The 11,339-nt window shown below is 53.1% G+C and carries 11 protein-coding genes; 9 read left to right on the forward strand and 2 right to left on the reverse strand.

Annotation, left to right across the window (positions count from 1 at the left end; translation table 11 throughout):
• The first annotated feature begins 2 nt into the window (after window positions 1–2).
• The 5 genes from AACZ40_RS24785 (at window position 3) to AACZ40_RS24805 (ending at window position 6,027) form a co-directional block, all read left to right on the forward strand.
• Complete coding sequence (locus AACZ40_RS24785) at window positions 3–755, forward strand: SDR family oxidoreductase (RefSeq protein ID WP_339676235.1); 753 nt, start codon at window positions 3–5, stop codon at window positions 753–755.
• A 69-nt stretch (window positions 756–824) separates the two neighbouring features.
• Window positions 825–2,444, forward strand: a complete 1,620-nt coding sequence (gene nadB / locus AACZ40_RS24790) for an L-aspartate oxidase (RefSeq protein WP_291177637.1) — start codon at window positions 825–827, stop codon at window positions 2,442–2,444.
• 25 nt (window positions 2,445–2,469) lie between these two features.
• Window positions 2,470–3,243, forward strand: a complete 774-nt coding sequence (locus tag AACZ40_RS24795) for an SDR family NAD(P)-dependent oxidoreductase (RefSeq protein ID WP_291177635.1) — start codon at window positions 2,470–2,472, stop codon at window positions 3,241–3,243.
• Window positions 3,244–3,259: 16 nt separating this feature from the next.
• The gene (locus tag AACZ40_RS24800; protein WP_291177633.1) at window positions 3,260–4,168 is read left to right on the forward strand and encodes a hypothetical protein; all 909 of its coding nucleotides are present in this window, start codon (window positions 3,260–3,262) and stop codon (window positions 4,166–4,168) included.
• A gap of 230 nt (window positions 4,169–4,398) precedes the next feature.
• A complete protein-coding gene (locus AACZ40_RS24805) occupies window positions 4,399–6,027 on the forward strand; it encodes a response regulator (protein WP_339676241.1) in 1,629 nt (542 codons plus the stop codon).
• Between the two features lie 475 nt (window positions 6,028–6,502).
• Here the strand turns inward: AACZ40_RS24805 and AACZ40_RS24810 are convergent, their stop codons facing one another.
• Complete coding sequence (locus AACZ40_RS24810; RefSeq protein ID WP_291177627.1) at window positions 6,503–7,561, reverse strand: Gfo/Idh/MocA family oxidoreductase; 1,059 nt, start codon at window positions 7,559–7,561, stop codon at window positions 6,503–6,505.
• A complete protein-coding gene (locus tag AACZ40_RS24815; protein WP_291177624.1) occupies window positions 7,558–7,902 on the reverse strand; it encodes a hypothetical protein in 345 nt (114 codons plus the stop codon). Before AACZ40_RS24815 ends, AACZ40_RS24810 begins: the two co-directional genes overlap by 4 nt.
• 474 nt (window positions 7,903–8,376) lie before the next feature.
• On the opposite strand from AACZ40_RS24815, the gene AACZ40_RS24820 reads away from it, so the two are divergent.
• The 4 genes from AACZ40_RS24820 to AACZ40_RS24835 all read left to right on the forward strand — a co-directional run.
• Complete coding sequence (locus tag AACZ40_RS24820; protein WP_291177621.1) at window positions 8,377–9,441, forward strand: Gfo/Idh/MocA family oxidoreductase; 1,065 nt, start codon at window positions 8,377–8,379, stop codon at window positions 9,439–9,441.
• Between the two features lie 182 nt (window positions 9,442–9,623).
• Complete coding sequence (gene thyX / locus AACZ40_RS24825) at window positions 9,624–10,535, forward strand: FAD-dependent thymidylate synthase (protein WP_291177618.1); 912 nt, start codon at window positions 9,624–9,626, stop codon at window positions 10,533–10,535.
• A gap of 231 nt (window positions 10,536–10,766) precedes the next feature.
• Window positions 10,767–10,964, forward strand: coding sequence for a 30S ribosomal protein S21 (gene rpsU, locus AACZ40_RS24830; RefSeq protein WP_081459387.1), 198 nt, complete (start codon window positions 10,767–10,769; stop codon window positions 10,962–10,964).
• A 128-nt stretch (window positions 10,965–11,092) separates the two neighbouring features.
• The coding region (locus AACZ40_RS24835; protein WP_339676247.1) for a hypothetical protein at window positions 11,093–11,339 on the forward strand (247 nt) is incomplete at its 3' end.

Below are 11,339 nucleotides of genomic sequence, written 5' to 3' on the forward strand. Positions count from 1 at the left end.
GCCTGACAGGTAAAACGGCAGTCGTCATCGGAGGAACCGGCGTCCTGGGTGGTGCCATCGCCGAAACACTCGCGCAAGCGGGCGCTCATGTTGTGATTGTCGGTCGCAACGCCGAAAACGGCGCAGGCCGCGTGAAGATGATTGAAGAACTGCAGGGCACTGCGGAATTTTTCAAAGCCGATTCCACCAGTCGCGAAGACCTGGAATCGCTGGTCGCGCACCTGAAAAGCAACGACCGCACGACTGACATTCTCGTCAACGGAGCAGGCATCAATGCGGCGACGCCCTTCCTGGAAATCAGCGATGAAGAGTGGGAGCAGATCTTCCGCGTGAATCTGCTGAGTGTCAAAGTGGCCTGCCAGGTCTTCGGCCAGTCGATGCTCGACAACAATGTCGCCGGTTCGATTATCAACATCGCATCCATGAGTGCCATTACGCCGCTGTCCCGCGTGTTTACTTATTCCGCTTCCAAAGCAGCGGTTTTGAATCTGACGCAGAATCTGGCCCGCGAATGGGCCGAGCGAAGTATTCGCGTGAATGCCCTCTCTCCCGGATTCTTTCCTGCAGAACAGAATCGAAAAGTGCTGACACCAGAGCGGGTCGCGAGTATTATGAATCATACGCCCGCCAATCGATTTGGTGATCCCGAAGAACTGGCGGGTGCCGTACTGCTGCTGGCAGCGGGCAAAGCCGGCAGTTTCGTGACGGGGACGAATGTCGCCGTCGATGGTGGATTTTCCTGCATGACTATCTGATCGCTGTGAGGCGGGGCGGCTGCGGAAGCCGCCGGTCTCGGCAAAAATGAGCTTAAGGAGCACTGAGACTTGGATCCGATTTCCATTGAACCTGGTCAGCGCTACCTTGCTCGTATCAACCCGAAACGCATTCCCCATATCTTTACCGATGTGCTGATCATTGGCGGGGGCATTGCCGGTTCGCGGGCCGCGCTGGAGATCGATCCGCGGCTGGAAACGATTATCGTCAACAAAGGCAAAGTCTCGCAATCGAACAGTGCCTACGCGCAGGGTGGCATCGCGGGAGTCCTCGACCCGCTGGATAACATAACCAATCATATCCAGGATACCCTGGCCGCCGGGAAAGATCTGTGTGATGCAGACCTGGTCGAATTTGTGTGCCGTGAAGCACCGCGGCATATTCAGGAACTGGTCGACCTGGGAGCCGACTTCGACACCGAAGATGGTAAGATCGCCCTCACCAAAGAGGGAGGGCACAGCCATCGTCGCGTCGCCCATGCGCTGGGAGATGCCACCGGTAAAGAACTGATGCGGGCGCTCGTGCTGGCGGTCAACAGTCGGCCTTCGATTCAGACCTGGACCAAAACACCGACCATCGACCTGGTGACCGAGAACGGCAAGTGCCGGGGCGCGGTGATCTGGAACCGCTATCATGGGAAATCCCTGGTCTGGGCCAAGCAGGTGATTTTAGCGACCGGGGGCGCAGGCTGTCTGTTTCGGGAAACGACGAATCCCCCGCTGGCGACCGGCGATGGACACGCCCTGGCCTTTCGCGCCGGGGCATTGCTCCAGGACATGGAATTCATGCAGTTTCATCCTACGGTCCTCTACATTGCCGGCGGTGCCCGTTACCTGATTTCCGAAGCCGTGCGCGGCGAAGGCGCTTACCTGCGTGACTGCAACGGCGTGCGGTTCATGTCCGACTATCATCCCGATCTGGAACTGGCGCATCGTGATATCGTCAGCCGGGCCATTACCGATCGCATGCTGAAAACCAGCCATTCCTGCGTGTATCTTGATTTAACCCACCTGGAGAAATCGCTGGTCAAAGAGCGGTTTCCCAACATCAGCAAAGTCTGCGCGAGCTTCGGTCTGGATCTGTCAAAAGATCAGATCCCCGTACGTCCTGGTGCGCATTACATGATTGGGGGCGTGAAGACCGACCTGCAGGCGCAGACCTCGGTGCCGAATCTGTGGGCGGCGGGCGAAGTGACTTCCACCGGACTGCACGGCAGCAATCGCCTGGCCTCGAACAGTCTGCTGGAAGGTTTGATCTTCGGCGCAGCCGCTGGCCGCGGTGCATCACAGGCGGCATTGAATCAGCCCGACCAGTTTTCGGCTTCCCTGCTACCGGACTGGGATACGGAAAAACGTTCCGACGAAGATTTAAACAGCAAGGACCTGCGGAACTCGCTGGCCAGCCTGATGTGGCGCGATGTGGGCATTACCCGCAGCGCCGATTCGTTAAAAAATGCGATGGACAAAGTCGATTTCTGGGACCGGTATGTTGTTGATCGTGAATTCAAAACATTGACCGGCTGGGAACTGCAGAACATGCTGCTGGTCTCAGAGTTGATGATCACATCAGCTCTAGCCCGTCGTGAAAGTCGTGGCGTACATTATCGCAGTGATTATCCCGAGACCGACCCGGCGTTCCAGAAACATATTTCCGTGATTTCAACCCGTTGAACCACTGTCTGAAGAAGGATGACCCATGCTGCCTGGAATCAAACTGTTCGATTTAACTGGTCGTGTCGCCATTATTACCGGCGGTTCCAAGGGGCTGGGTGCCGCGATGGCAGAAGGCCTGGCTTCAGCGGGCGCGAACTTACTGCTCACCAGTCGCAACCAGGATGAAGTCGAAGCGACAGCAGCCCAGATCCAGTCCGACTATGGCAACAAGGTCATCGGCATGGCCGCCGATGTAACCGATGCGGACCAGGTCGCCGCGATGACAGAACGGGCGATCTCGGAGTTCGGCAAGATTGATATTCTGATCAATAACGCGGGAATCAACATTCGCGGCCCCATCGATGACATCACACTCGAAGAGTTTCAGGACGTGCAGAACGTGAACGTCACCGGCCCCTGGTTGTGCGTGCGTTCGGTCGTTCCCCACATGAAAAACGCACAATACGGAAAGATCATCAACCTGGCAAGTACGCTGGGGCTGGTGGGCATGTCGAACCGCACGCCCTACACTTCCAGCAAAGGAGCCATCGTGCAGATGACACGCGCCCTCGGGCTGGAACTGTGTGAATACGGAATCACCTGTAACGCGATCTGCCCCGGACCGTTTCTGACGCCCATGAATGAACCGTTCGCCGAAACCGAAGAGATCAAGAAATTCATCGTGGGTGCAGTGGCGATGAACCGCTGGGCGCGGATGGAAGAGATCCAGGGCGCGGCGATCTTTCTGGCCAGCGATGCATCCAGCTATATGACGGGCAGCATGGTCACCGTCGATGGCGGGTGGACGGCCCGCTGAAATAGTTGAGGCTGAGATGAGTGCCAATGTCGAAACCGAACCTGTTCGATTGAACCAAAAGAACAGACGGATTCTCCTCCGCCGGGGGCTGATTGCTGCTCTCATTGCAATTTGCGCATTAGTCGTCTGGTCAGTCTTTCTGGTCATGCGATTTCATTCAAATGTTTCTGCCTTCCAGAATCAGAAGGCGCAATTGCTGGTCTTCGACGAGAATGAAGCAGGGGATATCACGATTCATGATTATGGCACAATGCCAGGTCCCGCTTTTATTCCCAAGCCTTTTCTAAATTATCATCGTTCTGTGACCTGGATGGATTGGAAGTGGCAGCCTGAAAGCAGTCCCGAGGAGGTCGATGACCTATTTGCTCTGTTACCAGAGTTTCACAAGCTGGAAGAACTCTATTTATCAGGTTTTCAGATAGATCAAAAACGGGCAGCTGCGCTGACGCAAATCCCCCAGTTAAGACATCTGACAATCGAGGCATCCCAGCTTGAAAAATCAGTTCTGACGTCTCTGTTAAAGGAAAAAAGACTGAAAAGCATCAGTCTGGCAGGTTCCACTTTTCAGGAAGAAGAATTGGACGCATTGAAACATGTGTCAGAAAAAGAAACTTTAGTGACACTTCTCCTGTCAAACTGCCAGGTCACCGATCGTACGGCAGCAGTACTTTCCGAATGCCGCAATCTGGAAACTTTGCAACTGGATGGCACCCAGATCACCGACACGGGTTTGAAAATGCTGGCCCGGCTGCCGCATCTGAAAGTGCTGGTGCTCGATCACACCGCGGTTACGGATGCTGGGGTGAAATATCTGTCTGCGACACCTGAACTGGTGGAGTTGAGCCTGAGCAATACCGGCGTTTCCGATGAGGTGCTGGACTCGCTCAAACAGGAACTTCCTGCATTACGTATCTCTGATGACTGAACGTAACTCAAGGATTTGGGAAATACCTGAAAACGTGTGGGGGCCTTCTCCCGCACTGAACTTTCTGTGACAGCTGATTTAACTCTTTTAATCGGAACCTGCGCGAAATGTTCATTTTAAAACTGAGGGAAAACACTGCACTTGCTCAACTTAGCGTCAATCTCTGACCTAAATTTGGGTAAACTTACCCGGTTAAAAAACTGTCATCTCAGGCACAGACAGAAAACAATATGAGCAGTAAACAGCCCTCGAAAATATTGATCGTCGACGATTCGGACGTGGTACGGCGTATTCTTGCCAAGGCGCTCGAACTGGATGGATACGAACTTCATACCGCCGCCGATGGTGAAGAAGGTCGCCAGAAAGTCCATGAACTGAAACCGGACCTGGTCCTGCTGGATGTAGAGATGCCGGTTCTGGACGGTTTTGCGGTGCTGCAGGAAGTGCGTGCGAACTTTAAGGTCGACGAAGTCGCCGTGATCATGGTGACGTCTCAAAACGATGGTAAAGGGATTACCCGCGCATTTGAGGAAGGCGCGTTCGACTATATTCCCAAGCCGGCAACCGATTCCGAAATCAAAGCACGAGTCCGAAATGCGATTCGTGCCCTGCAACTGCTTCGCGAACAGAAAACATTACGACAGCAGGCCGAAGCAGCAAACCAGTCTAAGAGCGCCTTTCTGGCAAATATGAGTCATGAGATCCGTACGCCGATGACCGCCATTCTGGGGTATACCGAAATCCTGGAACTGGAAGCAAAGTCGCTGCAGCTGCCCGAGCTGATCACCGATTCGCTGGATACCATCAAACGCAATGGCGGACACCTGATGGAACTGATCAACGACATCCTGGATCTGTCAAAAATCGAGGCGGGAAAACTGGATGTCGAATCCATTCGCTGTTCGCCGCAGACGATCGTGGAAGAAGTGCTGGAACTGGTTCAGGTCCGGGCAGAAGCCAAGGGGTTGAAACTGGAAGCCAGCTATCAGTTCCCTCTCCCCGCGGAAATTCATTCCGACCCGACGCGGATTCGGCAGATTCTGATCAACCTGATCGGCAACGCCATCAAATTTACGGAAGTCGGCACGATTCGCCTGGATACATCCTTCCTGGAAAATCCAGGGGGAGAACCGCAGGTTCAGTTTACGGTGATCGACCAGGGAATCGGGATGACGGAATCTCAGATGGCTGGTCTGTTCCGTCCGTTTTCGCAGGCCGATTCTTCTACCACCCGAAAATATGGTGGAACGGGACTGGGGCTGACCATCTGCAAACGCCTGGCGGATGTGCTGGGTGGTGATATCTCTGTGACCAGCGAAATGAACCGGGGGTCACAATTCAGTGCGACCGTAAAAACGGGCAATCTGGATGGCATCGAACTGCTGCAGGAATTGCAGCAGCACGAGAACGAGTTCTCTATAAATTTCAATGCGAGCACACAATCTGAAGAGCAGGTCCTGTCCCTGAAGGGCAGAACGGTTCTGCTGGCGGAAGACGGCCCGGACAATCAGAAGTTAATCAGTTTTATTCTTAGGAAATCGGGAGCAGAAGTTTCGGTCGCGGAAAATGGAGAAGCGGCTCTGCAGGCGGCAATGCGGTCCATGGAAATCGGACTGCTGTATGATGTGATCCTGATGGATATGCAGATGCCGATCCTGGATGGCTATGGCGCGACACGCCGAATTCGTGAACAGGGATATCCGGGTCCGATCATTTCCCTGACGGCCAATGCCATGGAAGGGGATCGGGAAAAATGCATCAGCGTCGGCTTCAATGAACACCTGACAAAACCCATCGACCGCAGAAAGCTGGTCAACATCATCGCCAACTGCTGCGAAGCGGAGTCGGCTGTGAGCTAAAAAGAAAAATGGTGGGTTTCAATAAACAATAAACTCCTGTTGTTTTCATAAAGCCGAATTCTATATGATTCCTGCTTTGGATTAACGCTATCCAGAACGGAAACATAACAATGTCTGATGTCAATGCATCAAGATCTCAAGCGACCATTAAACGGTTACGACAGTCCTTCAAATCGGTCTTCTTGGTTCTGATTGCGTATATACTGAGTTTCGGTCCCGCTTATTCAACCACATATGCTTTCTTTGGGTTGTCTGGTTGTGAACCGGTCTTGAAGATTTACGCTCCTGTGATTTGGCTTTCTGAATTCACGATTCTTGAGACAGCATTAGGTTTCTACATGATGATGTGGCTCTGGTTCTGGGGATCGATCGTCACATATTGAAAACCGGCTATTTGCAGCCCGGTTATCTTGCCAATATTTGTCATTCACAACACACAAAAAAACCGATAGAGCGTTTTGGTGTTGTCACCTTTTTAGGGGTTCTGCAGATACGAGGCCAGTTTTTTCCTGGCGGCTTCCCTTGCCTGGCTCTCGACATCGGCGAGCTTGACCGGGGTGCCCGCTTTCTGTCTGCTCAGATCAGCGGCTGACATGAACGTGTAGATTTCGATCGACTCTGCCGGCGTAACTGGCGCTTTGCCCGTGCGGAAGAATTTGACGACTTCGACCAGCAGCGGTTCATAACCACTGAAGCTGCCGATCTGTGCGATGCCTTTCGTGCCGAATGCCGTGCCGCCATAGCCGCCCTGGTAGCCATTGTCGGCTTTGCGCCGCCCGCGAAAGGTGCCGATGCGACCTGTTTTCCAGGTGCCGACGGCCAGGTCGGTTTCGGGGGTATGGACGCGCACGACGGTTTCGCAGCCGGGCCCCATGATCGTGTACAGGGTCTCAACACCGTGAATGCCGTACCAGTAAAAGTCGGGGTGCGTGCTTTCCACCGGACAGGGGCTATAGGCGTCGCAGCCGATGATTTCACCAATCACGCCGCCGTTAATCTGTTTGGCTCCGTCCGTGTATCGCAGTGAAGAGGAACTGAAGACAGGCGTTTTGAAATGTTCCGCGGCCTCGTAGATGGCGATGACATCGGTCAGATCACCGGCGATCGGTTTGTCGACAAACAGCGGCTTGCCCGCTTTCAAGACCGGCAGCGCCTGTTCCAGATGCACCCGACCATCATTACTTTCCAGCAGGACAGCATCTACCTTCTCAAGCAAAGCTTCGATACTGGGAACGATTTCCACGCCCTGCTTTTTCACCGCTTCCGTAATTTCCGGAACGCTTTCCAGACTCTCTTTGATGGAACGGCTTCCCTGTGGATAAGCGGCGACCACTTTGCAGTGTTTGAATTCTTCGTATTTTGAATCAGGATCGTTCAGGATTTGAGAGAAGTTGCTGGAGTGTGATGTATCCAGACCGATGATACCGATGCGGAGCGTTTTCGGTTCTTCCGCATGACTGGAAGCCGGAATGCAGAATAAAACCAGCAGAAGCAGACTCAAAGGAATACAGGTGACGCGAAGTGGGTGACTCATTGCTCAAACTCTCCAAATTCAGAACCTTCAGTGAACTCCATGAATTCATACACGGCACCATCAATCAGCACAAACACGACTTTCAGATTTTCCATCGCCTGGAACGGGCCCAGCAGGATTTCGAGGCCTTTTATTTCTTCGTCGATATCCGGGACTTTAAAGGCGATGTGCGGCTGATTGCGGACCGGCCCGGTAACCGGGGTGTCGGCTTCGAAACGCAGGTATTCAATTTTGTAAGGATGCTCGTTGGGATTGGTGACGAAGACTTTTGTTTCCGGAACATAAATTTCGCCAGGCTGTGGATCATCGGTAATCACGCCGACATGATGAAATTCTCGCATGGCAGTTCCCTGAAACCGTTGAAATTGATTTTGTCTGTCACCTTTTTTTGCAGATCTGATTCTACCGCGAGGGAGATGACAGTTCAAAGTGGGAGGAAAAATAATTCGAATTCTCAACCCGTGGTATAAAAAGGTTCCTGCCGTTTCAGCTTTCTATTCCCATTGTGATGTGAAACGGGTTGATACTCGCCAGGCGGGTCGACACATGGGACGGCCCCTACGATGAATCGATTGGCTTTTCTGTTCTGAATTGTGCGCTTGCTCTGACAGTTTCCTGTTGCCTGCGGCAACCCCGGATTACATCCGGGGCTACCCATTCGATTCTTTGGTGACTTTCGTGGTAGAGAATCTCTTTGAATGTCTGTTCTGGTCGGGTTCGAAGAGAGACTTTACAGCGTGCTTTAAAACAGAGACACTGAAGCTGTCAACGAGGTGACAGTTAAGTGGCGAGCAGAGGCAGCAGGAGAAACATTGATGGAACATTTGAAAGTCGGAATTATTGGTGCGGGTGGGATTGCCGCCAAGATGCATCTGCCGGAACTGCAGACCGTGGATCACTGTGATGTGGTGCTGCTGGCCGGTCGGAAGCAGTCGCGGCTGGATGTGCTGTGTCGCAAGTTTCATGTGCCCCGTTTCACTCACGATTATCAGGCCGTCATTGACGATGAAGAAGTGAACGCGGTGGCGATCGCACTGCCGCATCCCCTGCATGTGGAATGGGGAATCAAAGCCATCCAGGCAGGCAAACACGTTTTTATGCAGAAGCCGTTAAGCACGTCGATGGATGAAGCAGATGCGTTTGTGGAAGCGACCGACAATCACAATCAGACGGTACTGGCTTTGCCCTACATGTCGAATCCGCATGTACTGGCCTGTCGCAATTATATTCAAGACGGAAAACTGGGCACGATTTCCTCTGCCCAGGCGCGGGCCAGTCATGGGGGGCCGGAAGTTTATTACGCGGGCATTCAGCAGATCCTGGAAGAGAAACCCGCCGACGATTTGTGGTTTTTCGATGCGGACAAAGCGGATGTCGGGGCGCTGTTTGATATGGGCGTGTATGCGATTGCCAACCTCGTGGGAGTCGCCGGCGCGGTGAAGTCGATCACGGCGAAGCTGACGACCGTGGCCAAGCCGACGAAGCTGGAAGACACAGCGTCGATGATTCTCGAATTCGAAACCGGTGCCCTGGGAACAGCGCAGACCGGCTGGTGTGATGCCGCCCGGACCTATGAATTCTCCGTGCATGGGACAGAAGGAAAACTGGTCAGCAGTCGCCAGGCAGAGTCGCTGCGGTATTACTGTCCCAGTTCGCAGGTGGATGAAGACGCACCGCTGATTGAAGAAATCGTAGATCTGTCGACGTACCCGGTGCAGAATTCGCATCAGCACTGGGCTGACTGTATCCGGAAGGGGATTCAGCCCCCCTTATCGAATGCGGCGACGGCCCGGCATGTGACGGAGATCCTGCTGGCCGCGTTGAAATCATCACGCGAAAACCGCACGGTGGACATTACTTCCCGCCTGAGCGTCTACTGATTGTGCCTGCAAATTACGGGAATCGCAGTCGATTTTATTGATTTTGAGAGACGGCACTGCCGGTACGGTGTCGTTTGAGGACGCGGTTGACTATAAATGTGCTGTGGTGGAACGATCGTTTCTACCGCCGCGTCTGGTATTCCAATCTACTTCATTTTTAACGCATTCGGGGAGTGTTCCCAATGACGGAGCGGTCTGAACTCGTTGAAGAACTGCGCTGGAAAAAGATCCCGGTTCTCAATGATGGTTTTGTGTGTCTCGTCGATGTCATGGGCGATGACAGTTCGATTGTTCAGGCAGCCCGCGTCAGTTACGGGGAAGGAACCAAACGGGTTTCCGATGACCGTACGCTGATTCGCTACCTGATGCGGCATCGTCACAGTACGCCCTTCGAAATGGCCGAACTCAAGTTCCTGGTCCGGGTTCCGATGGACTGCTGGCGGCAGTGGATTCGGCATCGGACCGCGAATGTGAACGAATACAGTACCCGCTACTCCGTCGCCATCGATTCAGCCCAGACCACCTTACCCGGCGAATGGCGAACCCAGGCGAGCTCGAACCGACAAGGCAGTGATGCCCCGCTTGCTGAGAATTTAGGGACGAAACTGACCGAAGAAGAGACCGCTTTTCAGAAGCATGCCCGCGATGTGTACGAAGCCCGGCTGGAAGCAGGCGTGGCTCGCGAGCAGGCACGAAAAGATCTGCCCCTGGCGACTTACACCGAAGCCTACTGGAAAATTGATTTGCATAACCTGATTCACTTCTTGAGTTTACGAATGGACTCCCATGCACAGTGGGAGATTCAGGAGTACTCACGGGCGATTGGCGAAGCGATTGTAAAGCCGCTGTTTCCGGTAGTCTGGGAAGCTTTTGAGGATTATCGCCAGGGAGCCCTGTTCCTGACACGTCTGGATAAAGAAGTGCTGGCGCGACTGATGACCAGTGCCGCCGAGAAATCACTGGTGCCCCCGTTTTCCCAGGAAGCGTTTCTGGAAGTGCAGGATGAGACCTGGAAATCCCTGAAACGGAGCCGCGAACGGGACGAATGTCAGTCTAAACTGGAACGGCTGGGGATTCTGAAAGCCGAGAGCTAGTGGCTGTATGTACTCTTTTGTGTGAAAAATTCAAAGAGTATTTCTGCCGTTGGCTTTGCAGATCCTGCATGTTTTGTTATCTTTGTCGTTCCAACTCTGTAGTGAGAGGTCTGTTCACAGGCCTGTTACAGGTGAAAACGTCTGAATTCTCATCACTGATGAGACGATGTATATTCAATTAGTTATGGTTACAACTTTTATTGAAATCAGGAAGAAGAAAAGGTGATTTGAGTGGTTAAGCTTCGGTTACGAGAAAACGAATCAATTCAGGAGGCAGTTAAACGGTTTCGCAAGATTGTAGAACACGCTGGTATCAAAAAAGAGATGCGACGTCGTGAATATTACGAAAAGCCCAGCGATGAAAACCGTAGAAACCGACGCCGTGCTGAGCGTCGCGCCCGCCTGTCTCGTCTGCAGAGTAACCAGTAGTCACTGAGACACCGATCAAAGATATCAAACGCAGTCTAAATCAGGCTGCGTTTTTTTATGCGCGGTAGAGTATCACATGACAGGTACCATGACACGTTAAGACATGGAGTGAGTGAAGATCCTTGTGGGTGGATTTGTGTTTTTTATGGTGCGAAAATTCTGATGGGGAGGTTTTATCTGTTCCCATTGGCCGCGATACCGGGTTGGTACTTGCCAGGCGGGTCGACACATGGGTCGACCCCTACGATGAACGGGTTGGCTTTGTTGTTCTGAATTATGCGTTTGCTCTGACAGTTTCCCGTTGCCTGCGGCAACCCCGGATTGCATCCGGGGCTACCCGGTTCGAGAGGTTTCCCTTGAATTGGACCAGCAGCG

Origin of the sequence: uncultured Gimesia sp., assembly GCF_963972345.1 — a bacterium.
Lineage (GTDB): Bacteria > Planctomycetota > Planctomycetia > Planctomycetales > Planctomycetaceae > Gimesia.

Excerpts from the sequence above, each read along its gene's own strand:
- AACZ40_RS24805 (WP_339676241.1), top strand. The coding sequence starts at position 4,399 with ATGAGCAGTAAACAGCCCTCGAAAATATTGATCGTCGACGATTCGGAC.
- AACZ40_RS24800 (WP_291177633.1), top strand. The coding sequence starts at position 3,260 with ATGAGTGCCAATGTCGAAACCGAACCTGTTCGATTGAACCAAAAGAAC.
- thyX (WP_291177618.1), top strand. The coding sequence starts at position 9,624 with ATGACGGAGCGGTCTGAACTCGTTGAAGAACTGCGCTGGAAAAAGATC.
- AACZ40_RS24795 (WP_291177635.1), top strand. The coding sequence starts at position 2,470 with ATGCTGCCTGGAATCAAACTGTTCGATTTAACTGGTCGTGTCGCCATT.
- AACZ40_RS24820 (WP_291177621.1), top strand. The coding sequence starts at position 8,377 with ATGGAACATTTGAAAGTCGGAATTATTGGTGCGGGTGGGATTGCCGCC.
- AACZ40_RS24815 (WP_291177624.1), bottom strand. The coding sequence starts at position 7,902 with ATGCGAGAATTTCATCATGTCGGCGTGATTACCGATGATCCACAGCCT.
- AACZ40_RS24810 (WP_291177627.1), bottom strand. The coding sequence starts at position 7,561 with ATGAGTCACCCACTTCGCGTCACCTGTATTCCTTTGAGTCTGCTTCTG.